Genomic DNA, 26013 nt, shown 5'->3' on the forward strand with positions numbered 1-26013 from the left:
CGGCCAACCCGACCGGTCAACTTCGTGATCGACATCGACAGGAGACGACCATGCTGAAAAAATGTCTGCCGCGCTGATCCTCGCTTCCCTGCTCGCCGGCCCCGCCATGGCCGCCGGTCCGGTGCTCGACACCGGCAAGGATGTCGGCAAGACCGCGCCGAAGACCGAGACCGCCGCGCCGATGATCAAGTCGGATGCCAAGGTTGCCAAGCCCGACGTCAAGACCGAGGTCAAGCCGGTGGCCGACAGCAAGGTGCAGGCCAAGCCGTCGGTGCTCGATGCCAAGGCGCAGGCCGTGAAGCCGCATCGCCGCCACATCCGGCATCACCATCGCTTCCACGAGAAGCTCGGCATGCACAAGACCTTCAAGCATACCGCTCACCGGGCCACGGTCGCGCACATCAAGCGCGGCTGAGGGTGCGCCGCGGCCGCGGCTCATTAGCCCACCGCGGTCGCGGACATCGCCACCGGCCTGCTGCCATCCCCGGCAGCAGGCCGCGGTTGTTGAACGCAGACCCCGACGCCAATTCCATTTCCGCCGCGAACGGTCTAGGAAGGCGCCGTCGTCCGGCGCGCCGGACATCTCCGGAACGGGTAGAGCATTGCGGAATTTTGCGAAGCGCGCGGCCATCGTGCTGCTGCCTCTGGCGCTGGCGTGTTGCGGCGGCATGGAGCGCGGCATCAGTTTCACCGACGACCAGGGTACGGCCGCGCAGCCGGTGCCGAAGAACGCCAGAGCCGATCTGCTGTCGTTCTTCAGGACCTACATCAACAATCCCGTCGGCGTTCGCGATGCCGCGCTGGCCGAGCCGGTGCAGCGCACGGTGGGCGGCCGGCTGCGCTATGTCAGCTGCGTCCGCTACACCGCCCGCGATATGGACGGCAAGTATCAGGCGCCGCAGGAGCGCGGCGTGATGTTCGTCGACGGCCGTCTCGACCGCGTGATCGAGAACAGCAGCGACGCTTGCGCCGGCGCGACCTTTCAGCCGTTCCCCGAACTGCAGGCCATGACCCGCTGAACGCGGAACCCGCGCGCCACATCGCGACGCGATGATTCACACGCGCCGGGGAGAGATCGGTTCCGTCCGATCAAGTTGCCGTGAGCGGTGAACCATTCGCGAGTGAGATGACACGAAAACGCGATGGAACCCAATGTGTTGCTGCTTCATCACAGTTGCGGATTCATCGCTGCTGCGGCGTCGCCCGGAAGCAACCAAATTGCCGCCATGTTGTTTTTCGAATGTCAGTTAGAACAACAGGGGATCTACCATGAAGAAGTTTCTGCTTGGGGCGACGGCTCTGGTCGCATTGACGGCCTCGGCATCTGCGGCCGATCTGCCGGCGCGCACCTATACGAAGGCGCCGGCCTACACCGCACCGGCTGCAGTTTATAACTGGACAGGCTTCTATATCGGCGGTCATCTCGGCGGCGCGTTCGGCGACTCGAGCAGCATCCAGGGCGACAGCGGTCGCTTCATGGGCGGTGTGCAGGGCGGCGCGGACTATCAGTTCGCCACCAACTGGGTGATCGGTATCGAAGCCCAGTACAGCTGGATGAACAGCAACAACACCGGCCGGCTGTTCCCGAACGGCACGCTTGTGACCGCCAATAACGATCAGCTCGGCTCAGTCACCGGCCGTCTCGGTTATACTTGGGGTCCGGCGCTGCTCTACGCCAAGGGTGGTTATGCCTGGAAGGGCAGCAACGATATCGGCGTGATCCCCGGCGCAGGATTGGCACCGGGATTCTCGACCTCGGGCAATTCGAAGGACGGCTACACCGTCGGCGCCGGTCTGGAATACATGTTTGCACCCAACTGGTCGGCCAAGGTCGAATATCAGTATTATAACTTCGGAAACACCACCGTTACCGCAGCGTCTATTCCGGCGGGTTCGGCGAGCTACAACAACGACGAGCACACCATCAAGGCTGGCCTGAACTACCGGTTCGGCTGGGGTGGCCCGGAAGTCGCGCGCTACTGAGCCGACACAGACGACTGACGCCATTGGCGTTCGCAAAGGCCGGCATTCGTGCCGGCCTTTTTGCGTCGGTACGTGCCGGCGGAGTGGGCGGGGAGCCGGGACGGCCGGGGGCGGGAATCGAAAGTAAACGAGTCCTGAATCAGCCGGAAAATAAGTTCCGAGACTCTCTTGCCAGAATCGCCCGATGTTCCCTGCGTCATGGATACGCTGTTCAAAACCGGGATCGACGGGGTGCAGGCGGGGCTGGCGGTCGCGCTGCTCGCCGCTTGCGCCATTAATGCCCTGCTGGTGTGGGCGTGGCTGTGAGGCGCTATGGCCTGGTCAGCTGGAACAGGTCGGTCGAGCGCGCATACCAGCCGCTGCCGTGCATGCGGCCGATCAGGTCGAGCGCCGGCGTGTCGATATGGCCGCGGCTGGCGTCGATGACGAAAGCTTCGGCGATATGGGCGCACAGCACCTGGCCGATCACCACCGACTGAAGCGGGCCGGTGAGGACGGTAGCGATGCTGCGGCATTCGAAGCCCACCGGACTGTCGGCAATGCGCGGCGGGGCAACCTTGAGTGACGGCACGGTGTTCAACCCGGCGAGCAGCAGTTCGTCGGTGGCCGGCGGCGCGTCGATACAGGTGACGTTCATGGCGTCGGCCATGGCCGACGGCACCAGATTCACCACGAACTCCCCGGTCGAGACGATGTTCTGCGCGGTGTCCTTGAAGCCGCGCTGCGGATGCCGCAGCAGGCCGATGGCCACGGTCGGCGGCTCGTGGCCCATGACGTTAAAGAAGCTGAACGGGGCGGCATTGCGGATGCCGTCCGGCGATTGCGTGGTGATCCAGGCGATCGGGCGCGGCGTCACCGTCGCGGTCAGGATCTTGTAGGTCACGTCCGCGGGGAGTTCTGACATGTCGAACAGCATGAGGGACTTCTATTGTGATGGCGAATGAAAACGGGCTGCCGAAGCAGCCCGTGGGGAAGGCGGGGAGGGCGGAATTACTCCGCCGTCAAGGCCGGTTTGCTCGGCAGGACGATGGTGCCGATCACCATGGTGACCGCGGTGATCACCACGGGATACCAGAGGCCGGCGAACACATCGCCGACGGCCAGTGACAGGTAGGTCGCCATGAACGGCAGGAAGCCGCCGAGGATGCCGGCCCCGATGTGATACGGGAACGACAGCGCGGTGTAGCGGATGTTGGCCGGGAACAGCTCCACCAGGAACGAGGCCACCGGGCCGTACACCATCGCTACCATGACGGTCATCGCCACCAGCAGCAGCACGATGGTGACCGAGGAGATCCGGGCCGGGTCCGCCTTGGCGGGGTAGCCGGCGTCGGCCAGCGCCTTGCGGTATTCGGCTGGAGCGAAGCCGGCAATCGTCTTGCCCTGCACCGACATCGACACCGCCTGGCCCGGGATGGGCGGGGCGTAGCTGAAGTTGATGCCGCTGGAGATCAGCAGCTTCTTGGCCTGCACGCAGGGCTTCAGGTGGTCGCTGTGGGTACCGACCAGGGCCGCGATCAGGCCGAGATCCGCAGGCGTCGCTGGCGGTGTCGGCATGCACGGTGACCGGCGCGCTGCGGGTCACCGCCACCAGCTGGGGATTGGCGGCTTCGAGCAGGGCGGCGAACATTGGACGGTAGCATATTGCCGCCAGCAGCAGCCCGGTCATCATCAGCCACTTGCGGCCGATACGGTCGGACAGCCAGCCGAACAACACGAAGCTCGGCGCGCCGATGATCAGGCCTGTGGCCATCAGCATATACGACGTCTGCAGGTCGATCTTGGCCACCTGCTGCATGAAGATCATGACGTAGAACTGGCCGGTGAAGTAGGTCGACCCCATGCCGGCGGTGACGCCGAACAGGGCAATCAGGATCAGCCGCAGGCTGGACCAGCGGGCAAAAGCATCCCGCACCGGCTGCTTCGACAACTTCCTGTCGGCCTTGAGTCGCGCGAACACTGGCGACTCATGCAGCTTGGCGCGGACATAGACCGAGAACGCCAGCATCACGATCGACACGATGAACGGCACGCGCCAGCCCCATGCCTTGAAGTCGGCATCGGACATGACGGCCTGGGTGCCAAGGATCACCACGATGGACAGAGCCAGTCCCATCGACGAGGTGATCTGGATCCAGCCAGTGAGCAGGCCGCGCCGGTTCGGGCGCGAGTGCTCGGCGACGTAAATAACTGCGCCGCCATATTCACCGCCGACGGCGAGTCCCTGGATCAGGCGCAGCGCCACCAGCGAAATCCAGGCGGCGTTGCCGACCGACGCGTAGGACGGCAGGAAGCCGATCAGTGCGGTGCTGCCGCCCATCATCACGATGGTGATCAGGAAGGTGTACTTGCGACCGACGGTATCGCCGATGCGGCCGAACAGGATCGCGCCGATCGGGCGGATCACAAAGCCCGCGGCCAGCGCTCCCAGCGAGGCAAGCAGCGCAGCGGTCGGGTTATCCGGCGGAAACAACACCGAACTCATGAACACGGCAAGCGAGCCGTAGATGAAGAAGTCGTACCACTCGAAGATCGTGCCGAGCGTCGACGCCAGCACCACCTGCTTTTCCTCGCTCCTGGTCAGATCGCGTTCCGCGTCCGCTGCCAGCGAAATTGTACTCATGATCTCAGCCCCCATTGCAGGGGCCGGCGCGACGAAACTGCGGACCCCAGATATGACATGGTCATACTGATATGATATTATCAAACATCGCAAGCTTGAAAAACTTGCCCGAACAGCCCAACAATGGGGCAGCCGGAATCCGCCCGCAAACTGCTGATTTTCAATGATTTTTGTGAAACCCTCAGACACCCGCAAAGCCGGAGCGGTCGCGAAAAAGGCGGCTGCGAGCACGGCGGCCGGCAAGACGACAGCCAAGCCGGCCAAACTGCTAAAGGCTGAACGGCCCGGCCGACGCGGCATCCAATCGATCGAGATCGGCTTCCGGATTCTCGATTTCCTGCGCACCGAACTGCGCCCGGTGCCGCTGAAGCGGATCGCTGCCAGCACCGGCATGTCGGCGGCGAACGTGCATTACTACCTCGTCAGCTTTCAGGCTGTCGGCATCGTCCGGCAGGAGGTGGACACCGGCTGCTATGCGCTGGGTCCTTACGCGCTGAAACTCGGGATGGCGGCCATCGAACAGTTCGACGTGTTCACCGCGGCGCGTCCAGTGATGGCCGAGCTGGCGGGCACGGTCGGCCATACCGTGTTTCTCGGGGTCTGGGGCAATCGCGGGCCGACCATCATCTACCGCGTTGAAGGTGGCGGCAGCCGTTCGATCATAGAACTGCGGGTCGGCAGCGTCCTGAGCCTGTTGCGCTCGGCGCTGGGCCGCAATTTCCTGGCGCATCTTCCCGGCGATATTACCGAGTCAATGCTGCATCAGGAGCTCAAGGAAGAACGCGCCCGCGCGGGCGCCACCTCGGACGATACGCCGGCGAACCGGGTGGAGGTCGACGACATGCAGCGCACGATCCGTCAGAACGGCATCAGCCGCTGCCGCGACGCGCTGTTGCCGAACTTCACCTCGATCTCGGCGCCGATCTTCGACCAGACCGGCTTCATGATCGCGGCCATCACCATGATGGGCCCGATCGGAATTCTGGACGATGCGCTATCGGGAGACACGGCGCAGGCGCTGCGCCAAAAAGCCGCCGCCATCTCGGCTACTGCGGGCTGGGTGGCTGGTGCCGGTTGAGAGGATTGAACTCCCGACCTTCGGTTTACAAAACCGCTGCTCTACCGCTGAGCTAAACCGGCAATAAGATCAATGCGTTGTGCATTGCAGCCGCGACCGCGCTGATTCCGCCGCCGTGCTGCGCCGTCGAATATCAGAGTTGCAGCGGAGAGGCTACTCAGTCGTTGCTCAGCAGCACGCGGAGATTTGGCCCCGAAGCCTCGTGTCGCAGCCAGTCAATCGCCAGCCGCGCCGCCAGGCCCTCGATCTCTCAATTGCAGGGATGCGCGCGGCCGTTCTGACCGCGATAGGCGGCGGCGGACTGGTCGCAGCGCACGCGCAGCGGGCCGTCGTAATAGGCGAAGGTGCCGGGCAGCAGGCCCGGTCCGTAATTATGCCCGAAGTCGATGCGGTAGGGCTCGCCCGGCGCCTTGTAGGCGAAGGTCTCGTGGCGCGGATGTTTCCAGTGCCGCGCCATCGCGGGCGTCGCCGCGAGCATCGACAGGATCAGGGCTGCACTGAGAAATCTCATTGTCGTCTCTCCGCAAAGTGTGAGTTGCAAACACCCGGCATGGACTTGAGTTCCGGCCATTGCATCACGCGCGCCCATGGCCCGCAAGCGTCCGGGCGCGCAGCGGCAGGACGGACGACGTTAACGTTTCCGTCCTGCCGCTGCAGGCAATTGAACGACCTTGCATGCTTACGCGTTAGGCTTACCGGCAGTTTACAACCGCGCCTTAACCCATCCTGCCAAGGCTTCGATTATCCTAACGCCAGATTGCAGGATATTGCCCATGCGCTTCATTGCAGCACTGCTGACCACCATCGCCACGACTCTGCCGGCCTTCGCGGGCGACGGATTCAATATCGTGATCCCCGGCCGGCCCGGCGTGCCGATCATCATCAATGGCGTCAACGCGTCTTACGCGGTGGTGGAAGGCGACTGGGGTCTGGCGCGTGGCATCCACGTTCAGCCGACGGTCTATGGTGGCCGTTATGTCGATCCGGAGCCGAACGTCGGGCATTACTACCCGAGCGCCGGTCGCACCCCGGGCTACGGTCGCCTTGAAATCGAGCCCCCGAAAAATCGTAAATTGCCGGAGCCCGCGGCCAGCTACCACGACTCGTGGTCGGCGCAATCCGCGCCGCCGGCGCCGCAGCAGGTGCCCATGTATCCGCCAGCGGTGATCGAACTGCCGCGCGATGGCGGCGGTCTGCTCCCACAGAATCCAGGTCCACCGATCCGGAAAAACCGCAACTAGACCAACCAAAAAACACCCACAGGAGAGCGTAATGCGTCAGATGATTTGGAAATTGGCGGCGGCTGTTGCCGTTGTCACAGCGGCCAGTGCTGCGCCCGCCATGGCTTGCGGCGGCGGCCTGTTTTCGAGCGGTTGCTCGCCGTGCGGCCAGGCCTATGTCAGCCCGTGCGGACAGGGCTACGGCCAAGGTTATAGCCAGGGGTATGGCTATGGCGGCGTTGCCAGCTATCAGCGGCTGCCCGATCCGGCCCACCAGTATTACTACGTCAACCAGAGTCCAACCTTCAGCGGTCCGGGCAACTTTGCGCCGGAACCGACCTATCAGGAGACCTCGACGCCCGGCTGGACCGGCTATGAGCGCGGCGATGGCGACTTTGGTAGCCGCGGCTATGCCAGCGCTGGCTATGCCAACGGATATTCCTATGCGCAGCCCTATGCCCATGCGCGCGTCGAGTACAGCTATCAGCCGCGCGTGCGGCCGAGCTATCGCTACGGCTACAGCATGCGTCCGCAAGTTCGCTATGGCTACGCAACGCGCAGCTACGCGCCGCGCTACGGCTATCACCATCGCCGCTTCGCCGGTCCGCGCGTGATGTATGCGCCGCGCTACGGGATGTCGCACCACGGCTATCGCCACATGCAGTATCAGCGCCCGCTGCGTCGGGCGTACTGATCGCCGAAAGGCTGACGAAGACGCCCGCCCGCGCGATGCGGGCGGGCGTTTTCGTATGGCCCTAGTTCATCAGGCCGAGCTTGCTGGCGCCGATATACAGGGCCAGCACGGCGGCATTGGAGACATTCAGGCTCTTGATCGCGCCGGGCATGTCGAGCCGCGCGACCACGCTGCAGGTGTCGCGGGTCAGCCGGCGCAGCCCGCTGCCCTCGGCGCCCAGCACCAGCGCCAGCGGCTGGTGCAGCGGCACCGCGCCGAGCGTGGCATCGCCCTCGCTGTCGAGCCCGACGGTGAGGAAGCCGAGGTCGTTGAGTTCGCTCAGCGCGCGCGCCAGGTTCGGCACGGTCACCACCGGCACCAGTTCCAGCGCGCCCGAGGCGGATTTTGCCAGAACCCCGGTGGCTTCCGGGCTGTGCCGGTGCGTGGTGACGATCGCCTTGACGCCGAAGGCCGCGGCCGAACGCATGATCGCGCCGACATTGTGCGGGTCGGTGATCTGGTCGAGCACCAGCACGATGCCGTCCTGCGGCAGTTCGTCGAGGGCCGGGCCGTCCAGCGGATCGGCCTCGGCGAGCAGCCCCTGATGCACCGCCTCGGGGCCGAGCATGGTGTCGAGTTCGCGCGGCGGCACGATGATCGGATCGATGCGGGTGTCGATCTTGTCGTCGGCCAGCCGACGCGCGGCATTCTCGGTCAGCCACAGCTTGCGGATCACCCGCTGCGGATTGGCCAGCGCCGCCACCACGGTGTGCCAGCCATAAAGGATCGCCACGCCGTCGCCGCGCGATTCGCGCCCGCCACGGTCCGGCCGGCCGCCTCTGGAATGCGGTTTGGACGGGCCTTTGGCGCCAGGCTTGTCGCGCCCGCGGGCGAATCGCGGCTTGCGGTCTCGATCGGTCATGATGGCTTGTCTCACGGGTCCCAAGCGATGGCAATTTGCCGTTCCGCAACGCCCGGAAAATCTTGCAGAAACCCGGGCAGGGCCGCCCCGCAGGGCTAGGGTCCGGACCCAATAACCGGATTCCCCTGGCAGCCTGATCGTGATTCACTGCCTCATCGAGGAGGCGGTGAGATGGGTGATTTCTTTTGGTTTTCCGATGCGCAGTGGGCTCGAATTGAGCCGCTGCTTCCGACCGGCGTGCGCGGCAAGCCCCGGGTAGATGATCGTCGTGTGCTAAGCGGGATCGTCCATGCCCTGCGCTGTGGCGGCCGTTGGGCCGACTGCGCCGACGTCTACCAGTGCTCGACTTCGGCGCCGACGCCGTGCGCGCACAAGAGAAGACGGTGACCTGCAGCAACTGGCTCTTCCACAACGGCCGCGCCGGCGACCAGCACCGCAACGTGAACACCTTGAACAAGTTGCTCGACGCGCTGCCCGGCGTCGACTGGTCGCCGCATGCGCCGCGCTATGCGCTCGCGGATTTCGTGGTCACGCTGCAGGGCTTCGAGAAATCCGATGTCAATCGGCCCTTTAATTGCGGGCTGTTGTCAAGCACCCGTATGGCCGCGCTCAGCAAAGCGGTAGCGGTCGCCCCATCGAAACTGGATGGGGTTGTGGAGATGGGGCGAGAGCGGCCGGCGATACGATAGCCGGTCAGCGTTGGATTTTCGTTTGCCGAACAATCTTAGCGCGGTAGCTTTGATGCCATCGCCAGGGTCATGGTCCTTTCCGAGGTCGCCAGGCGCCTCATGATGATGTCCGGGGCGGGTGCCTCAACGTGTACAGCGGAGTACGGACAAGCCGCCACCAGCCGATTGACCGAGGTCACCGCGACCACCGTCCCAGCGGGACATCGTCAGCCCGGCGGACCAGGCCAGAAACTTCAGGATGCCTTTAGGCCGGGGTTGCATGGCCCCAGTCGAATGAGGTGCCATCCACCCAAATGCAGTGAAGGATGACGGCGATCTTTCTGGCAATAGCGACCTTCGCCTTCTTCATACCTATCCGCTTTGCGAGCTTCATTCCCCAGACCTTGAGGGAGGACCATTTTTTGGTCCGATAAAGCAGGGCAGTCGCCGCCTCGAACAGGTAGGTTCGGAGAAGACGGTCGCCCCATCGCGATATCTTGCCGCTCGTATCGGTTTCTCCAGATTGGTTGCGCCGAGGCGTAAGGCCGAGATAGGCGCCGACCGTAGAGGCCGATCGGAAGCGGGACGGATCGTCGATCGTATGGCGGAACGTGAGGGCCGTCACCACTCCGACGCCTGGAACGGTCATCAGGCGCCGCGTCGTCTCGTCTGACTTCGCCAATCGGCGGACCTCATCGTCAAACTTGCTCTGCTGCTGACAGATATGCTCATGAATCGACAGGAGCGGCGCGGTCACGCTGAGAAGCTGGTGATCGTTGCCGAGTAGCTCGCTGACCTGATTGCGGAACTGTTGGCCGATGGCGCGAGGGAATAGCAATCCATATTCCTTGATCAGACTGCGGACTTGGTTCTCAATGTCCCGGCGCATGGATACGAGTCGGGATCGCGCGACGAGTATCGCGCGGACCTTTTGACTTTCCTCGCTCTTAATTTTCACTTCTCGATACCAACCGACCCGTACCAGTTCGGCAAGACCTCGAGCGTCATTTTGATCACTCTTGTTCATACGTACCGACAGTGCCGCGTGTGCATGCCGCGCATCGATGCAAACGACAGGTAGATCGACCCTACGAAGTTCGTGCCAAAGCCAGCTTGACATCGCGCCGGTCTCAAAACCAATGCGCTCCGCCAGTGGCGCATGTTTACGAAGCAGGTCAGTCAGAGCGCCGGGATCTGACTTAGCCTTTCCCTCGAAGATTAATTGGCCAGTTTCGCTGACCACGCACACTGCGGTTTCTCTTTGCGAGACATCCAGACCGACGTATTGCTTCATGACGGTTCCTCCGAATCGGTTGATTGCGAGGGCTCGATGCTAACGGATCTTTCGTGCCACGAGCGCTGACCGCAATTACGTCATCGTGTTCAAATTTGACCCCGTATCGGCTTCCAATTTTGACCCCCTTGAGCGGCTCGGTTTGGCGGTAGCGCTCGTCTCGTCGGAGCTGGCCGGGATTGCGGAGACGAGACGAGCGCGGGTGGCATGATCATCGTCGCGGCTCTTGAAGCGCCAGCTGTCGTTGCCGGTCTCGACGATGTCGCAGTGGTGCGTCAGGCGATCGAGAAGCGCGGTGGTCATCTTTGCGTCGCCGAACACGCTGGGCCATTCGCCAAACGCCAGATTAGTGGTGACGACGACGGATGTGCGCTCGTAGAGCCGGCTGACGAGGTGGAACAGCAACTGACCGCCGGATTGCGCGAACGGCAGGTAGCCGAGTTCGTCGAGAACGATGAAGTCCAGCCGGGTCAAATGCTCGGCGATCCGGCCCTGCCGTCCGGTCCGGGTCTCGATCTCCAGACGGTTGACGAGGTCGACCACGTTGTAGAAGCGGCCGCGCGCGCCGGATCGGATGCAGCTTCGGGCAATGGCGATGGCCAGATGGGTCTTGCCGGTGCCGGTGCCGCCGATCAGGACGGCATTGCGTTGCTGAGCGATGAAGCCGCCGCCGGCGAGGTCATTGACCAGCGTCTGGTTGATGGGGGTGCCAACGAACTGGAAGTCGTCGAGATCCTTGGCGAGCGGTAGCTTGGCGATGGTGAGCTGGTACTTGATTGAGCGGGCCTGCTTCTCGTTGATCTCGGCGTTGAGCAAGTCGCCGACAATGCGCTGGGGTTCGTGCTGACGCTTGACGGCGGTCGTCATGATCTCGTCGAAGGCGGCCTTCATGCCGTAGAGCTTGAGTTCGCCCATGAGGTCGAACAGTTGAGTACGTTCCATCAGATGGTTCTCCTGAGGTTGTCGTAACGGGCACAGTCGGCGATCGGAGCGTGGCGCAACGTCAGCGCAGCCGGCGTCATGATGTTGGCGGGTGGGGCGGGCTCGCGTTGCCGGGCCAGGATATTGAGCACGACATCGGCGGAATGGACGCCCTGGGCGATCGCCTCGGCACAGGCCGCCTCGACAGCGGGCAGACCGTCGGTCAGAACCGCGTTGAGGATGTCGACCATCTGACGGTTGCCATCCTCGGCGCCGGCAAGCTTGCGCCGTATGCGCTCGATCGTGGCCGGCAGCACCCAGTCCTTGAAGGGAGCACCGTTGCGCAAGGCGCCGGGTTTGCGCGCCAACACCGGCACGTAATGCCAGGGGTCATAGGTGGTCTCGCCGCGGCCGAAGGCGCGCGGATGTTCGGCAACGATACGTCCGTCCTGGCGGATCACGATGCGGTCGGCATAGGCATGAACCTCGACCGGCCGCCCGACGGCGCTGGCCGCGACCGAGTACTTGTTGTTGTCGAAGCGGACCAGGCAGGTCTTCGAGACCGATGCCGGCACCGCATGGAATCCATCGAACCGGCCCGCATAGGGAACGAGCTTTGGCCGTTCGGCTTCGAACACCTGCCAGATCGTCTGCTCGGTCAGTTCCGGATGACGGTGGGCCTTGGTGTAGGCAATGCACTTGTCCAGCAGCCAGGCATTCAACTCGTCGAGGGTTTTGAACCGCAGCCGCGGTGTGAAGAAGCGCTCGCGGACAAGCCCTACCTGGTTCTCGACCTGGCCTTTCTCCCAGCCTGACGCCGGCGTGCAGGCGACCGGGTCGACGAGGTAATGGCTGCACATCTGCATGAAGCGGCGATTGTAGAGACGGCCTTTGCCGACGAAGATCGTCTCGACTGCGGTCTTCATGTTGTCGTAGATGCCGCGACCGCAGGTGCCCTTGAACAGCGCGAACGCCCGGTCGTGGGCGTCGAACACCATCTCCTGCGTCTCGCGCGGGTAGCACCGCACAAACAGCATGCGGCTGTGGCACAGCCGGACGTGGGCCGCCTTGACCATCACCGTCACGCCATTGAGCAGAACCACTTCGTGGCTCCAGTCGAACTGGTAGGCTTCGCCGGGCGCAAAGCTCAGCGGGACGTAGGCCGCAGCCGTCGATTGTCCACGGTCCGTACTCCATCGTCTGGCGTAACGCCGCACGGCATCGTAGCCACCGTCGTAACCGCGGCCGCGCAGTTCTTCGAAGATCCGGATCAGCGTCAGTTGCTCGCGAGCGGCCTTGGTCGCATTGGCCGCCAGCACCCTGTCGAGCTCTGCTGCCCATCGTCCCAGCTTCGGACGCGGCTGAACCGCACGCTCATACTCGAACGATGTCTCGCCCGACCTCAGCACCTTCCGCACCGTGTTCCGAGATACCTTCAGGTCCCGGGCGATCTCCTTGATCGTCTTGCCCTTGATGAAATGCTCGCGCCGTATCCGGGCAATCGTCTCCACGATCAGCATCTCCGACCACCTGCTTTGTTAAGAAGCAGGCAGCGCAACAGACCAACATTAGGGGGTCAATTTTAGACGCCGATCCCCCGGCTTAGGGGGCAATATTGCAAGCCGAATGACAGTCGATTCCAAGACCTACGGTCTCGACACCCTGCGGGATGCCGCGAAGAAGGCCATGTGCTCTCAGGCCGATATCGCCAGGTTCATCGTCGACGGTCGCCTCCAATGCGTGGCGACGCTGAAGGGCAATAGGGATTACGGGTCGATCCTCGTCGATGAGTCGGAGGTCCGGACCCTCCTCTACGGCGTCGACGCCACCACGCTTTCGCTCCCCGATTTCGCTGAGCGTGGAGGCTTCGGAAGGCAGGCCGCCCAAGCCCTGGTCAAATACGGACACGTCGAATCTGTCTCCGTGGTGTGTTCCGGGCACCGCACCGCGCGGATCTCGCTTTCGGCGGCAACGGCCTTCGAGGAGCGCTACGTATCGCTGGGAAAGCTGTCGCGCGAGCGGGGCGAACACTTCAAGACCGTTTGGAAGGCGCTCAAGGAGCAGGGCGTGCGACCGGCGTTCGACCCCGTGGAGGTATTCGCTCGTTTCTACCGGCGGTCCGATCTTCAGGCCTGAAGGCGGTGGCGATCCACCTCGATCGTTCGACGGGACGAGACGCCGGCGTCACCTTGTCCCGTGAGCGCAACGTAGATAGCCACCACGCCGGTCATTCCTATCGGAAGCGCTTGGGGCGCCAAGGGGTCAGTGCACGCGGATTTTCGGGGTGAAGTCGATTTGCGGGCGTACTATGCCTCCGGATACGGGCGAAAGCTGTTACAGAAGATAGAATTTCTTCAATAGTATCAGAAGCGAAAAATCAGGTTTGCGGGCTTTGTATGGGTCGGTTTGCAATGGCGGTCGGCGCCATCAATGACACGGAGGAGACGTCATGACGCCCCCCAAGAAGCTCCAGGCCCGATCCGACGCCGTCCGCTTCGCTGTGACCAACACCGCCATCGAGGGCGGGCAAGTCCTGCCGGAGACCGAGTCGGCGCTGGACGAGTGGGCGCACGGAGAAATCGACGACGCCGAGCTGATGGAACAGACGCTCAGGAAATTTGGGAAGGGAGGGACGTCATGACGGACGACATCATCGACTGGAGCGAGAAGCACACCAAGCTGCCTGCCAGCGACTGCAAGCCCATGGAGCTGACCCCGTTGCACCGGGAGATTCTCCGTCGCCTGAAGCACCACAACTGCGTCATCGTTCGGCAAGGACTGGGGCGCGGATTCGTTTGCGGAAACTATCGCCCGGCCCAGACAGGCTCCCAGGTTCCAGAATCCGCGCCCAACGGGATGCGATTCTGGATGACCAGGCTGAGCGGCCCGAGCCGCGAGTTGTCCACAGCCGACCTGCTGCCAGTTTCAGGAAATCTGACCCAAAGCTGACCCAGCGCCTAATCTGACCCAGAAAAGGGCTCTAAAATCAGAGGCCCCGAAGGGCTTTTTCTTCAATGAAAACAGGATGGTGGGGGAAGAAGGACTCGAACCTTCGAAGTCATAAGACGGCTGATTTACAGTCAGCTCCCTTTGCCACTCGGGACACTCCCCGCTCCACGCCATCGAACCTCATTCCGCCCCTGAGAGCGGCTGGCCGGCCGATGATGACGTTAAAACGTGCGCCCAGTGATGGGCTCCCGGTTCGGCGCGTTTATGACGGAAGCGGTAGGGCAAAGTCAACCGACGGAGGGACGATTATCCGCTTCATCGGTCACGCCGCGATGACAGCCCGGGTTCCATGCCGCCCGGCGGCGCGGGGGACCATGCGCGACGGATCACCCGAATCAGGGCTGATGACGGCTCGTGAGGGGGCGCCCGGCGCCGCAGGCATGCTGGCTGGCAAAATTCCGCGGGATCCCACGGGTTGAGACCGGCCCGGCACCATGCTAGGTGAACGCCAGCGCGGGTGTAGCTCAATGGTAGAGCAGCAGCCTTCCAAGCTGAATACGAGGGTTCGATTCCCTCCACCCGCTCCACTCTCTAGATTATTGTTATTACACACTTATTTTGCTTTAGCGCGAGCGTGTGCTATCTTTTTCAGAAAAGCTCATACAGCGTTCGTACAACGTTAGACCCCGAATCCATACAACGGATCCTATCTACTTTCCGCTTTCGTCCGCCCGAGGCCCCCACAAATGTGCGGGGAGGGCGCGCAATGTGGCGTGTGAGATAGGGAGGCAGGAGCGCAATTCTCTGCCAACTGTGTAATCGTAGGGTGGCCGATGTCGCGAGACGGAGTGGTCGAGTGCCCTTGGAAGCGCTGATGTACCGCATGGTGACTCCCGCTCCGGAAGACCATTAGAAATCCGAAATAAGCCAGAAGTCACTGAGCACAGCGCATCGAGGCTCGATCTTGGCCCGATGTTTTAAAGCCCAAGCCAATAGAACTGCCGATGCGGCATCGCCGAGCAGGGCGTAGGCCAGAGTTGCCGAAACAGCGAGGTCCACCTCAGTGGCAATGATCGGGTGCTTCTTGATCTGGCGAACACATATTCCGATCGCGACCGCGGCGAGCGCTTTGCCGATCACGACAATTGTTTACCCACGCTATCGCGCTGGGTAGCCAAGCGAGAATGAGATATTCCTGCGTGTCAACGATGTGGCCAAATGGGTCATCAGCCCTACGTCTTGCCAGGCGCAGAATAGGTCGAAGCCGAACCATCGCTGGCTGTCCACGATCGGAAAGACCAGCCAGAGATAAGGCGCGCTGTCGAAGGGATACGGGGCGGTTGGCAGGGAAGCGAGGTAGGGGAGGACGGAGTGGAACGCCAGCACGATGATGATGACGGCAGCCCGAAGGTTGACGAGAGCAATGCTTGATCTGCTCATTGTCGTGCTGGCCCCGTGTCAATCCGCAAAATGCCACCGAGTGGGTATTTACGTCCCACGCCACCAGCACGACCAGCGTCTCAATGCCAGTCTGAGCCCGTTCGATAGTTCAATTGTTCTAGTCCACCTTAAGGCTGTCTTTGCGAGCGACCGTGTCGCCGCTTGCAATATTGTGGTGATGGACGGATGCTTGAAAAAGCGCCGCCTAGGCGCTTCTAAAATTCATTACTGGCAAAGATGGTTGCGGCCATCCTCGCCACGGAACACTGTTCCTGGCTGACAGACGAAGCCATTGCGAATGGCATACCCGGGATCGTAAGGAGGCGCGACGTTGTAGCCCGGCCCATAATAGCCGGGCGGGTAGCCGTTGTAGACGTAGGGCTGCGTTGCTGCACCAATCATCGCCCCACCGATCAGTGCGCCTGCGATGCCAAGGCCAATTCCCGCGCCGCCATGATAGCCGCCGTGCCGGCCGCGGCGATACTGTATGGTCTCTGCCGACGAACCCACCTTCTGTTGCAGCATCAGTGGCAACCCGATCGGCGCCGCTGCGGCAGGTACAACGACCCAAGGCCCGAAGGCTATAGCCAGCGCGGTGACGAGAACTCTAGACGATTTATTCATTTCAATAACTCCCAAATATCTGAGCAAGGAGAAGCGCAATGATTAGGCGCGAAGGGCTGCATGTGATTGATTTAGCTCAATAGGGAAATCGGATGAGCTTCGCGGATTAGGATACATGCTGCGCCGTTTCACACATCAACGCGAGCTTCAGAATTAGCCCAACTTGAAATTATGCGCGATTGCGACAGTGGAATTGATCTTGATCAAATTGAACGCCGGATTTGCCAAACGCTTGGCGTCGATCTCGTTGGAGACGCTCTTGTCTGTCTCGGAGACGGCGCCCGCGACGGGGTGAACCCTGTTCCCATGGTTCGGCCAGCAATCCTTCGAGAATACTGCCGAGCGTTAGATCATCGGCATGTCCGAAACGCTGGACGCGGTGCGAGCTGTTGGGTCGGTGGCGACGATTGTCGGCGTGCTCTGCAGTTCTGATGACGCATCGTTGTTAGGGAGCTCGATTTAATGAATTAGCTCAATAGCCCGGCTGCCAAGAACAGGAAACGCCGTGACGCGTGTTATTCGCGCTTCCGTCAGCTGCACCATATCCGAAAACGGAGAGTCACTTCAAAGGGATCGGCCACTGCGGCTTTTCAGCGCGAGTCTCCGTCATCAAAATTGCGACAAAGCCAAATTTGAAGGCCGATTTGACACTCTGTTTCAGCTTTCATTATTGCGCCTTGCGCAAGCTGCATTTTCTCCTTCGGGCCAAGACACTCGTGGCGTTTCCTAGTGGTTATGGCACGTTCGACGAATTGTTCGAGGTTCTAACTCTCATTCAGACACGGAATATCAAAGCTAATTCCCGTTGTGCTGGTGAGCAAAGCCTATTGACGTCGTGCCGTCGACATAGAGTTCCTGGTCGATGAAGGTATCATCGATGCTCCGTTGCGGAATGGCTGCCGTCTGCCGGCGCCAGTACTACGGGCGGGCCGTCCCCGACATCTTCAAAGGCGATATCCGCCAGCACCGGCAGATGGTCCGAATACGTCCGCGCCTCGCGGTCAGTCCATGCCTTCACGATGGTTGCGTTTCGCGTGGCGTAGATGCGGTCGAGCCGTAGCATGGGAAGCCGCGCCGGAAACGTCCGCAACCGCGTCCGCACCGGGCAGCGCGAGGCCAGCCCCCGCCGCACCGACTTGACCCAGAACCAATCGTTGAAGTCACCGATGACCAGAGTCCGCGGCGCAACCACGAGGGCGGCGAGCGCCTGCGCCTGCGCCTGGCGCTCGTGGATGCTGAGGCCAAGATGCGTCGCCACCACCGTCACCTCGCCGATCGGGAAACGTATCGCTGCGGAGATCGCCCGACGGGGCTCCCTCTCCTGATAGGAAACGTCGGTCACCTCGGGCGCGCCGGCGAACGGCCAGCGGCTGAGTAGCACCTGCCCGTAGTCGCCGTCTTCGGTGACGATCGAACGGGCCTCGACGCGATGTTCGCCGACGGCGTCCGCCAGCCTGGCGAATACATCGTCCTTGCGTCCGCGCGAGTCAATTTCCTGCAGGGCGACCACATCGGGCGACCACTTATCAATGATCGAGCAAACGCCTTCCAGGTCGAAATCCGGATTAAGATTGAACGTGCCGTGCACGTTCCATGTCATGATGCGGATCGTCTCCATCACGTGCGGCGTCCGCTCCACCACGTCACTACGAATTGAACCGCGAGACAGACGACAATCCACAGCAGGATGGTGAGGCCGAGCGGCACCGCGTTCGACCAGGAGGCATTTTTGGCGAAGTCCGCGATCTGCGCGCCCAGCGCAGCCATGGTGACAATGCCGGGCGCCATTCCCAGCACCGTCCCGATCAGAAAATCACCCAGCCGCAACTGGCTGGCGCCGGCCAACACGTTGACGAGTGAGAACGGCGCGACCGGTACCATCCGGATCATCGACACGGCAACGACGCCCTTGCCGACGATGCGGTTCTGAACGCGCAAGGCGCGCGCTCCAAGCAGCGATTGCAGCCGCCTGTGGCCGAGAAGACGGCCGATCATGAACAGCACGAACGAGCTTGCCATTACGCCGGCCGTGGCGCTGATCGCGCCCATCAAGGGCCCCAGCGCCGCCGCCGTCGCGGCAATCATGACGGTCACGGGGAATACGACCAGCCCTCCCAGCACGAAGATCGCGACTGCAAACAGTGGTGCCCATGCCGACTGTGAATGCCTTGCGATGAAGGATGCGACGTAGCCAATATCGGTGTAATCGCTCAGCGACGTCGTGCGCCACGCCAGCGCGAGGCCAGTGAGCGCGACCACAGTACCGCCCACCGCCAGCAGCGTGCGCGGGGTCCACATCCGCCGCGCCGCGCGCTGCAGATTGAGCGGCTGCTTCGGATCGGCGATCGGCTGGATGATGTCGGTCATCCCAACGACCGGCGTCCTTTCTTCATCAATCGGCAGCAAGGCCCGGTCGGCTCCGCTCTGTGCATGGCGATCGATGAATCTAAGCAGGTCGTCTTCGTGGTCCGCGATGGTGGCCTCATCCACTCCACAGAAATGTCCGATCAGCCGGCGCCGCAGGTCGCAGATGAATTCCCGATGATCTTCCGTCGTTGCCTCGAATGCCAGATCGCATTCGGTGTCCGCCCCCATCGAGCGGTTGTTGATGTTGGCCGAGCCGACCCGCAGGAACCGGTCATCGACGATCATGACTTTGCTGTGAATCATCACCGCGGCCGAGGATTCCTTGCCTTTTACCGAAGGATAGAGAATGCGCAGCTGGTCGGCTACGCCGGCCGCGACGAACGGATGCATGAAGCCGCCGCGGCCGGCCTGCATCGCCTGCGATTCCAGCCATGACGAATGCGCCTTAGGCGTCACGATGAGCACGTGCAGCGACGGCACGTCAGCCATCCGCTGCGCCAGCGCCTCCGCGATCCCGGTGGCGCTGGCAAACTGGTTTTCGATATAGATGAAGCGGCTTGCGGCACCGATCGACGCCTCGAACAGCCGGGCCACCTCGTCGACCCCGTCCTGCGACGCGGTTCTGAGTTCGGTCCGCGCGATGCCAGTCTGGATCTGCCTTGCTCCTGCCGGCACGGATGCAGGCCAGCGATCGCACGCAACAGCTTCGCAATCTTCCGCTGTGCAACCGGCAGCCGCCCATCGCTCGAACGCGATCTCGCCGAGTGCTGCCGCGGCCTGGCCCTCGACCATGCACTGCACGTCGTGGAACGGCGGGTATGGCTTTCCGGCGGGGTCGCGACGAAGCGGATGCTCGGCTAGATGCTCACTGGTGTCCCAGCGCCGGATCGTCAGGTCCAGCCCGCCGACAAACGCAACCGCGTTGTCTATCACCACGATCTTCTGATGCTGGGACGATCCGAGGGGAAGGCTGGAGTCCAGACAAAACTGAATTCGGCCGTCACTTCCTGTCGTGAACTTGTCGGCGGAATTCCATTCCCGCTCGGCAGCATACAACGCCGCGAAATCCCAGCTTAAAATGTTAATCTGAAGCGCGGGTTTTGCTTTGAGCAATCTTCTCAGGAAAGGACCAAGCTCGGTCGGAAATCCGTCGTCAGCCCAGCCGGTTGATCCGACCAGCAGCGTTTTGCTGTGAATGTCCCAGCCAAGGATATACACTTGTCGCTCGGCCAGCAGCAACGCGTCCCTCAGCGCGCCAAAGTATTCGGCAGCGTCATTAAAGACGGCGAGCCTGGATGCTTCGCAACGCCTCCAGACGGTCTGGCCGGGGATCAGAATGGATGAACTGTTGAGCAGTCGTCACCTTGGACCTGGGGTAAATCCCGTTAATAATCGACGATAGGGGATCAGTACCCTCAAACGCCTCGGCTCTTAGTCGGTTCCACAGGACGCCGACAAAACGCACTCGTCTCTGAGGCGAGGTGCAATTCCATTCTGTGCCACGAAGAGAATCATGCACTGCAACAAAAAACAACCTTATGGATGCGCTGCCTGCAGACGCCGCACCGTGAATTCGATCTGTCCGTCCGGCAGTTGTCGCCAATGTTCAACAATCGCCATGTAGTCGCCCTGCGGGAACTGGTCGAGAACCTCGCGAGCCTTAAGGCGAGCCGCTTCGACCGGCAATGTGAATGTCTCTCGCAACAATCCTTTGTCCGGCTCGCGGCTGTTAGATAGCCGGGCGGCAAGATCACTGGGTTGACTGGGCATGTCACGACTCCGAGCAACCACCGCGTAATATAGCGGGTGACTAAAACGATTTCAGTGAAACGGCAGACACTTTCCACGATCACCGCGGCGGAACCGACGATGTGAGAACGGTGGTCGTAGGGATTAGTGTAGACGATACGCTGCCTCGTGTTTTCCTGAACCATGACAGCCGACCAACCGCACAAATCCTTGCGGATACATCTCATGACCGTGAGAGCCTACGGCGTCTTGCTCTGACATCGGGCCGTGGCCACCGCTGTCGGCAAGCACATCTCTTCTCTTTTGCGGAAATTCAGCAGGTGCCGCGCCCACTCTACGAGAGATCATGGACAGCTCCTTTGCATCGTAAGTTGACTAGAATAATTTAGGACGAAAATTTACGGATTGAATTGATGCGGATCAATTCTGGAGCGACCAAGGTCCCATGAGGGCGGCCTTACCGAGCTTTCGGTATCTCTTCGGCTCGACATAGCCTCCACATACATCTCCATCGATCCCATCACAGCATGTCCGAGCATCGCGTGAACCGAACTCGGGTCGGCGCCGTTCTGCAGCAGATGCGCTCCGAAGGCATGCCGTAGCGTTTTCGGCGAAATTTTGTCGGCTTCCGGAATACCGGCCAGACTCGGCAGTCTCTTTGATCTCTTGGAAGGCAGCATTCCTTCCCAGATGGTCTTCTACTTGCCTAATCGAGTGAAATGCCCAGGCGGACGAGGGCTCCTCGACGGCTAAGCGGCTAAACGAACGCTCACGCAGCGAGCCATAGAGCAGCAGAATACGCGGCCGATGGTTGATGGCGGAATTCTAGCTCAAGAGGGCCGCGTCTGGAACGTGGAAGGCGGCCGGGTCAATGTTCGGAAGGTTAGCCTGCATCGATGATCTCGCGGCCTTCTTTGACGCGCTGACCGATGTGCGGATTCGGCAGGATGATCAACAGCTCCTCCGATGGTCAGCAGAGTCTCACGCGCTTGAGCTCTCCGCAACGGGAACAGGATGTAGCGGAATGAGGAACGTGATGAAGCAGCAGAGCAGCAGCATGATCGCCGAGCCGACGAGGCATCCGGTGATGCCGCTGGCCTGATAGAGAACGCCCGACAATGTGATGCCGAGCAGGCGACCGGCCGCGTTGGCGGCGTAATAGAAGTCGACATCTTCGGCGGCGTTTTCCGACCCGGCATAGGCTAGGATCAGATAGGAATGAAGCGACGAGAAGCGTAATCGTTACAGGTGGCAGCGACAAGGCCGGCGGGACGAAGCTCCGTGAGCTTCCCGACCATGGCTATCGTCCGCTATAGCGTTGGGAACAGTGACTCCATCTTCGCCTTCATCGTAGCGCTCAATGTCTTCACAAGCTCAGCGTTGTACGAGCCGGTCGGCATCGGCTCTATGGTCGGATCATTGGTTGGATTAGATATATATATATCCGCATGGACGATCTGCTGCGCCGCGATCGCATATTTACGCGACGTCGCAGCGGGCGTTCCGTCCTCGACCGCTGGATCAACGTCGGTCGCAACGATTGAAATTGTATAGTCGCTGTTGAGGTAGATCTCAAAAGTGCGGAACTGCTGCGGAAAATCCCTTAACGATGACGTCTCGACGTGCCAGAAGCTTTTTTCAGGAGCGTTGACCGGATCAGGCGATATGAATGCCTTGACGGTATTCAAATGACGATGCCCCGCAACCCACATGATCAAATTCGGATGGCTGTGAAGTTCAGCAACTAGATCCGGCAGGGTGACAGCATTTTGTGGATCGGTCCACCAACCCATTTCGGACGCAGGTGAGGTCACTTCAACGCCGATCGGGACGTGCGCGGCAATGATCATCATCTGACCGGCGGCATCGCCATCTGCAAGTTCCGTTTTTAGCCAGCTCCATCGTGCCTGGTCGAGAAAACCATGCCCATGGATGTCGGTAGAGCTATCGTCTTCGCTTTGTGTGTCGTCGAGCACGACAACCTTGATCGGTATCGCCGACTTCGGCACAAAACTGAAACAGGCAAAGCCGTTTCTGGCGTCAGTCAAATTGAAGCCGTGGCCGACCGGACTTGATGATGTCGTAAAAAATTCCTTCATCCACTCCGTTCTCAAAAGTGAACGGCGGTCCGGGTCGGCGATAACCTTCGGCGGGCTCCTGAAGTCCGGGGCAGGCCCCGCGTATTTGATGTCACCGTAGGGAGTCGAGCCGTCGATTACGCCCATATAGTAAATATGGTCCCTTATTTGTGCGGGGTTGGCGAGGACATCTCCCGTGGCGAAGACTTCGTCGGAAATGAATGACTGTCGAAGATCGGTTCTAAGGCTATAGTCCACGGGGATCGAACCGATCCAGAAATGATCGTGATTGCCGAGAGTCTGATACCAGGGAATCGTCTTGTCGAGCCCCGCGGCCTTGAACGATTTCTGATAATCGATCGTTTCGGTTCCGAGATGAGCCCCGGAACTTGGGCTGATAACCTTGCCGTCGAGGACGTCAATATACCACCTCAGCTCGTTGTACTGCGTGCTGTTGCAGGCATCGCCCAGAGAGATGCCGAAATCGAACGGTTCCTTCTTATGAAGGGCGTTAATCGTCTGAACAGCCGCATCGAGAACATGCGTCGTATACAGCATGATTCCCGAATAGAGCGAAGCGCTGACCGGCAATGTCTTGTGTAGGCGTTGAAGATAGATCAATTGATTGGGAGATTCCTTGTCGGTGATATGGATGTCGCTGATGGTAAAGAACGTCAACAGTTTTGCTTTTTGGTGACTGTTGAACCGTCATAGCGCGCCGGCATGATATCGGTCCGCGTGACGGATTTGAGAGGATCGCCAAACGCCCAGTTGCCGAAGCCGTATTGCTTGTATTTCGAAAGCTCATGAAGCTCGATCTTCGCCGAAGGCGTTGGGCCAGGCACCACCGTCCTCCGCAGTGTTGTGGAAACATCCGACGCAATCGGATAGCCTTCGAGCTGACTTTGACTCGTTGCGCGGGCCTTGCGGAAGGTGAAGGTGGAAACAGCCAGTGCTCCGACGCTTACCCCAAAATCACGACGTGAAATCCTGGTCATGCCCTGCCTCCTGATTTTCCCTGTCGACGATCACGGCGGCCCGCTGGCGTGTCCCAAAAGGAAGGCCCGCTGATGATTGTGGCGCGCCGAGCTGAATTCGCCGATTACTAGAACGATACCCTGATCCCGCTATTGACCGCTAAGCCGTTGCCGCCGTCGCGCGCGAGGGTGGTTGCAGATACTACAGCGAAGAACGCCCACAGGGGGCAATCGGGCAAAGAGCCCCGACTACGTTGCAAAACCATGATGGCGTAACCAGCCCGCCATCATGACAGAGCCGGAAAACTCTAACCGCCGGTGGTCCACTTTCGTAGCCGATGATGCTGTTTTCCCATGGAGATCTTCTCTTTCCTGAGGCGCGTCTACATTGACAGCGCTGCGACCGTGCGGGACAAACTCTAGTCTGGCTTCCAAAGCATGGCAGCATCATGGCGCGCACAAAGGTTCAGGTGATCGTGCCCGATCATGCCGGCTATGGCGCGTCAGGCAAGCTGACGGTGCCCTTTAGCGTTGCCGCGCTCGCGGACGATATCGAAACACTGCTCGCTCATCTGGATATAAGCTCTGTCGATCTGGTTGGCCTCTCCCTGGGTGGCATGATCGCGCTGGAGTTTGCGCTCCCAGACGTAACCACTTGAACATGAGAGTAGCCAGCGGCAGTGCACTTGCAAATTCGAATGTCGAAGAGGAGCACATTATGCAGCATTCCGGCTCTCCCCTTGATCCCGAACGGAGCCCCCATGCTCTGGCCGTTTCTTCCGCGAGACGACGACGCGCGGATGACACTCGCGCTCGAGGCATGCGAGGCGCGAGACAGGAGCCTGAGACGACCCGTCGTCAATCTCTCAGAGATAATATTGAGAATTTCTGGAGGCTCTCAAGGAAGCCGATCGTGAAAAACGACCTCCGATTTTTTGGCGATTCCGAAAAAGCGATACTGATCGCACCGCCCCCTCGACCGGATGGACGGAGGTCGTCGAATGATTTGGTTGCCAGACGCTCTCGCGCGCATCCGCGGCAGCATTTTCAAATCCCGATCGACACGACTTGAGAAAGGCCAGGTCAATCCAGCACTGAATCAACGAATCAAAATCAATGGAAGGTATTCTTGGACTTTTGAACAAGCGGCATACGCGCTTCGCCAGTATTCTATCAATCACGACGATCCAGATGGATGGCGTATTTCGCGCATGTTACGCGATGCGGATGAGCCTCTTCGAGCCCGGCTTGCTGAAGCAAAGCTCCACAGCTGGATCCGATCGCGAATGGACATGACCTTAGCGGTTGACCCTGAATTCGCGGATCGGGGGCCGCCTGCGTCGGAAACGGATCCGTCTTGCAGCGCGCTCGACAATCCAGCGCCAGGCCAGGCCGGACCGACGACTACCGAACCAGACGATCCCGATTGACCTGCTCCGATAGGGCGCGGCTTTCGGCAGATGACACAGTCCGTCGAAGACGCTGAAGTCGCAACGAGTTCGGCAATCAGGCGAGCACCGCTGTGGCGGGCGCCAGTTCGGGGCCTCCGGCTTCGGGAGTCAGGAAGTCCTCGATCCGGTCACGTCCATTGGTCTTGGCTAGGTGCATCGCTTTGTCCGCCACGGTGATATGGCTCTCTCCGAGCGGCGGTATCGCACTTTGGTCGCGGCGGCACCGTGGAGGCGATGATGGCGCGTCGCCCCCTGACGCGAGGCGCTTCGTCTCAACGTGGCCTTGGCCGAGGCGGGGAAAGGAACAGGTTACGATCCGACCGCTGTGGACGCCTGCATCAACCTGTTCCGCAACAAGGGATTCCGCCTGAAATGAACCGGAGGAGGGAGCCGTAAGGGTTGTGCTTGGTAGCATTTTGGCCCTGTACGGTCATTTGCGAGCGCCAACTGTGCGACGTAGAATAACAAAACGGCAATATTTTATACGGCGGACAGGCCGGCCTTTTGAGGAGGATCAACGTACACGAAAGCGAAAGGCGTATTGAAAACCATGATATAGTTGTTGAATCGTTCTCGCACGGTGCCCGGGGGTGTCATGAAACACGTTTTACTTGGTGGCGTCGTTTTTGTTGCTCTACTTAAGGCGTCGGTTGGCGGGCAGGTAGCTAACGCTGCGGACATGCCCGTCAAAGCCGTGCCCTATGTGGCGCCGTGGAGTTGGACCGGCTTCTATATTGGTGCACACGTCGGCGGTGCCGTGGGCACGACCAACTTTTCCGATTCCTTCGGCCCTTCGATATTCGGCAAGGTCAGGTCTCCCGGTTTTTTCGGCGGCGTTCAGGCTGGCTACAATTGGGAGGCACCGGGATCGCCCTGGGTGTTCGGCGTTGAGGCCGACATTAGTATGTTAGATTCTGGACGGCACCATCACGTGCTTTGCGTCGGCGGGCGACGCGTTTAACTCAACCTGCCGAGTGCGTAAGGATGCGACGGGTA

General features: G+C 60.9%; 27 protein-coding genes, 2 tRNA genes and 4 pseudogenes. 16 read left to right on the forward strand and 17 right to left on the reverse strand.

Annotated features, from left to right (window positions below):
- Positions 1-61: 61 nt before the first annotated feature.
- From ONR75_RS13640 to ONR75_RS13650, 3 genes are all read left to right on the forward strand, one after another.
- On the forward strand, positions 62-415 hold the full coding sequence (locus ONR75_RS13640; protein WP_265083065.1) for a hypothetical protein: 354 nt from the start codon (positions 62-64) through the stop codon (positions 413-415).
- Positions 416-602: 187 nt separating this feature from the next.
- The gene (locus ONR75_RS13645; protein ID WP_265083066.1) at positions 603-1019 is read left to right on the forward strand and encodes a hypothetical protein; all 417 of its coding nucleotides are present in this window, start codon (positions 603-605) and stop codon (positions 1017-1019) included.
- 250 nt (positions 1020-1269) lie between these two features.
- Positions 1270-1983, forward strand: coding sequence for an outer membrane protein (locus ONR75_RS13650; RefSeq protein ID WP_265083067.1), 714 nt, complete (start codon positions 1270-1272; stop codon positions 1981-1983).
- 310 nt (positions 1984-2293) lie between these two features.
- Here the strand turns inward: ONR75_RS13650 and ONR75_RS13655 are convergent, their stop codons facing one another.
- Complete coding sequence (locus tag ONR75_RS13655; RefSeq protein ID WP_265083068.1) at positions 2294-2899, reverse strand: flavin reductase family protein; 606 nt, start codon at positions 2897-2899, stop codon at positions 2294-2296.
- Between the two features lie 9 nt (positions 2900-2908).
- Positions 2909-4795 carry an MFS transporter gene (locus ONR75_RS13660; RefSeq protein WP_265083069.1) on the reverse strand — a complete coding sequence of 629 codons (1887 nt, stop codon included), beginning with the start codon at positions 4793-4795 and terminating at the stop codon, positions 2909-2911.
- Here ONR75_RS13660 and ONR75_RS13665 point away from each other — a divergent pair.
- Positions 4770-5684 (forward strand): IclR family transcriptional regulator, encoded by a 915-nt coding sequence (locus ONR75_RS13665; protein WP_265083070.1) that lies wholly within the window; start codon positions 4770-4772, stop codon positions 5682-5684. The two genes, ONR75_RS13660 and ONR75_RS13665, sit on opposite strands and share 26 nt — an antisense overlap.
- Here the strand turns inward: ONR75_RS13665 and ONR75_RS13670 are convergent.
- Both ONR75_RS13670 and ONR75_RS13675 read right to left on the reverse strand, forming a co-directional pair.
- Positions 5672-5746, reverse strand: a tRNA-Thr gene (locus ONR75_RS13670). The two genes, ONR75_RS13665 and ONR75_RS13670, sit on opposite strands and share 13 nt — an antisense overlap.
- Before the next feature lie 188 nt (positions 5747-5934).
- Positions 5935-6195: a hypothetical protein gene (locus tag ONR75_RS13675; RefSeq protein WP_265083071.1), complete on the reverse strand. Its 261-nt coding sequence runs from the start codon at positions 6193-6195 to the stop codon at positions 5935-5937.
- 262 nt (positions 6196-6457) lie between these two features.
- On the opposite strand from ONR75_RS13675, the gene ONR75_RS13680 reads away from it, so the two are divergent.
- Both ONR75_RS13680 and ONR75_RS13685 read left to right on the forward strand, forming a co-directional pair.
- Positions 6458-6925, forward strand: coding sequence for a hypothetical protein (locus ONR75_RS13680; RefSeq protein WP_265083072.1), 468 nt, complete (start codon positions 6458-6460; stop codon positions 6923-6925).
- A 31-nt stretch (positions 6926-6956) separates the two neighbouring features.
- Positions 6957-7598, forward strand: a complete 642-nt coding sequence (locus tag ONR75_RS13685; RefSeq protein ID WP_265083073.1) for a hypothetical protein — start codon at positions 6957-6959, stop codon at positions 7596-7598.
- Between the two features lie 61 nt (positions 7599-7659).
- Here ONR75_RS13685 and rlmB read toward each other — a convergent pair whose 3' ends face one another.
- The gene (gene rlmB / locus ONR75_RS13690) at positions 7660-8499 is read right to left on the reverse strand and encodes a 23S rRNA (guanosine(2251)-2'-O)-methyltransferase RlmB (protein WP_265083074.1); all 840 of its coding nucleotides are present in this window, start codon (positions 8497-8499) and stop codon (positions 7660-7662) included.
- Between the two features lie 171 nt (positions 8500-8670).
- Between rlmB and ONR75_RS13695 the strand changes: the two are divergent.
- A pseudogene (locus ONR75_RS13695) lies at positions 8671-8835 on the forward strand (transposase); the annotation flags it as partial.
- 2 nt (positions 8836-8837) lie between these two features.
- Positions 8838-9188, forward strand: coding sequence for a hypothetical protein (locus ONR75_RS13700; protein WP_265083075.1), 351 nt, complete (start codon positions 8838-8840; stop codon positions 9186-9188).
- Positions 9189-9432: 244 nt separating this feature from the next.
- On the opposite strand, the gene ONR75_RS13705 is transcribed toward ONR75_RS13700, so the two are convergent.
- From ONR75_RS13705 to istA, 3 genes and pseudogenes are all read right to left on the reverse strand, one after another.
- A complete protein-coding gene (locus ONR75_RS13705; RefSeq protein WP_265083076.1) occupies positions 9433-10461 on the reverse strand; it encodes an IS110 family transposase in 1029 nt (342 codons plus the stop codon).
- 75 nt (positions 10462-10536) lie between these two features.
- Positions 10537-11403, reverse strand: coding sequence for an IS21-like element helper ATPase IstB (istB, locus tag ONR75_RS13710; protein WP_320109727.1), 867 nt, complete (start codon positions 11401-11403; stop codon positions 10537-10539).
- A gap of 8 nt (positions 11404-11411) precedes the next feature.
- Positions 11412-12902, reverse strand: a pseudogene (istA, locus tag ONR75_RS13715) (IS21 family transposase); the annotation flags it as partial.
- A 106-nt stretch (positions 12903-13008) separates the two neighbouring features.
- Between istA and ONR75_RS13720 the strand changes: the two are divergent.
- The 4 genes from ONR75_RS13720 to ONR75_RS13735 all read left to right on the forward strand — a co-directional run bounded on the left by ONR75_RS13720 (position 13009) and on the right by ONR75_RS13735 (position 14918).
- The gene (locus ONR75_RS13720; RefSeq protein WP_265083077.1) at positions 13009-13518 is read left to right on the forward strand and encodes a hypothetical protein; all 510 of its coding nucleotides are present in this window, start codon (positions 13009-13011) and stop codon (positions 13516-13518) included.
- A 313-nt stretch (positions 13519-13831) separates the two neighbouring features.
- Positions 13832-14023, forward strand: a complete 192-nt coding sequence (locus tag ONR75_RS13725; RefSeq protein WP_265083078.1) for a hypothetical protein — start codon at positions 13832-13834, stop codon at positions 14021-14023.
- On the forward strand, positions 14020-14331 hold the full coding sequence (locus ONR75_RS13730; protein WP_265083079.1) for a hypothetical protein: 312 nt from the start codon (positions 14020-14022) through the stop codon (positions 14329-14331). Before ONR75_RS13725 ends, ONR75_RS13730 begins: the two co-directional genes overlap by 4 nt.
- A 513-nt stretch (positions 14332-14844) precedes the next feature.
- Positions 14845-14918 (forward strand) — tRNA-Gly (locus ONR75_RS13735).
- Positions 14919-15240: 322 nt separating this feature from the next.
- On the opposite strand, the gene ONR75_RS13740 is transcribed toward ONR75_RS13735, so the two are convergent.
- Positions 15241-15471 (reverse strand): hypothetical protein, encoded by a 231-nt coding sequence (locus ONR75_RS13740; protein ID WP_265083080.1) that lies wholly within the window; start codon positions 15469-15471, stop codon positions 15241-15243.
- A gap of 525 nt (positions 15472-15996) precedes the next feature.
- Positions 15997-16395 (reverse strand): hypothetical protein, encoded by a 399-nt coding sequence (locus tag ONR75_RS13745; protein ID WP_265083081.1) that lies wholly within the window; start codon positions 16393-16395, stop codon positions 15997-15999.
- A 650-nt stretch (positions 16396-17045) separates the two neighbouring features.
- Here ONR75_RS13745 and ONR75_RS32445 point away from each other — a divergent pair.
- Positions 17046-17223 (forward strand): annotated as a pseudogene (locus ONR75_RS32445) (LOG family protein); the annotation flags it as partial.
- 43 nt (positions 17224-17266) lie between these two features.
- On the opposite strand, the gene ONR75_RS13755 reads toward ONR75_RS32445, so the two are convergent.
- The 7 genes and pseudogenes from ONR75_RS13755 to ONR75_RS13780 form a co-directional block, all read right to left on the reverse strand.
- Positions 17267-18013 (reverse strand): endonuclease/exonuclease/phosphatase family protein, encoded by a 747-nt coding sequence (locus ONR75_RS13755; RefSeq protein WP_265083653.1) that lies wholly within the window; start codon positions 18011-18013, stop codon positions 17267-17269.
- The gene (locus tag ONR75_RS13760; RefSeq protein WP_265083083.1) at positions 18013-20001 is read right to left on the reverse strand and encodes a VTT domain-containing protein; all 1989 of its coding nucleotides are present in this window, start codon (positions 19999-20001) and stop codon (positions 18013-18015) included. Before ONR75_RS13760 ends, ONR75_RS13755 begins: the two co-directional genes overlap by 1 nt.
- 297 nt (positions 20002-20298) lie before the next feature.
- Entirely contained in the window at positions 20299-20532 is a 234-nt protein-coding gene (locus ONR75_RS13765) for a hypothetical protein (RefSeq protein WP_265083084.1), read from the reverse strand.
- A 377-nt stretch (positions 20533-20909) separates the two neighbouring features.
- Entirely contained in the window at positions 20910-21191 is a 282-nt protein-coding gene (locus ONR75_RS32785) for a tyrosine-type recombinase/integrase (RefSeq protein WP_413776471.1), read from the reverse strand.
- 58 nt (positions 21192-21249) lie between these two features.
- Positions 21250-21405: pseudogene (locus tag ONR75_RS13770) on the reverse strand (arsenical resistance protein ArsH); the annotation flags it as partial.
- 416 nt (positions 21406-21821) lie between these two features.
- Positions 21822-23267 carry a TIGR03768 family metallophosphoesterase gene (locus ONR75_RS13775; protein ID WP_265083085.1) on the reverse strand — a complete coding sequence of 482 codons (1446 nt, stop codon included), beginning with the start codon at positions 23265-23267 and terminating at the stop codon, positions 21822-21824.
- Entirely contained in the window at positions 23264-23587 is a 324-nt protein-coding gene (locus ONR75_RS13780; RefSeq protein ID WP_265083086.1) for a hypothetical protein, read from the reverse strand. The genes ONR75_RS13775 and ONR75_RS13780 overlap by 4 nt, the downstream gene beginning before the upstream one ends.
- A gap of 428 nt (positions 23588-24015) precedes the next feature.
- Here ONR75_RS13780 and ONR75_RS13785 point away from each other — a divergent pair, with 428 nt between their 5' ends.
- The 3 genes from ONR75_RS13785 (at position 24016) to ONR75_RS13795 (ending at position 25978) form a co-directional block, all read left to right on the forward strand.
- Positions 24016-24225 carry an alpha/beta fold hydrolase gene (locus tag ONR75_RS13785; RefSeq protein WP_265083087.1) on the forward strand — a complete coding sequence of 70 codons (210 nt, stop codon included), beginning with the start codon at positions 24016-24018 and terminating at the stop codon, positions 24223-24225.
- Between the two features lie 342 nt (positions 24226-24567).
- A complete protein-coding gene (locus ONR75_RS13790; protein ID WP_265083088.1) occupies positions 24568-24996 on the forward strand; it encodes a hypothetical protein in 429 nt (142 codons plus the stop codon).
- Positions 24997-25612: 616 nt separating this feature from the next.
- Positions 25613-25978, forward strand: coding sequence for a hypothetical protein (locus ONR75_RS13795; RefSeq protein WP_265083089.1), 366 nt, complete (start codon positions 25613-25615; stop codon positions 25976-25978).
- Positions 25979-26013: the final 35 nt, after the last annotated feature.

Source organism: Rhodopseudomonas sp. P2A-2r, from assembly GCF_026015985.1.
Classification (GTDB): Bacteria; Pseudomonadota; Alphaproteobacteria; order Rhizobiales; family Xanthobacteraceae; genus Tardiphaga.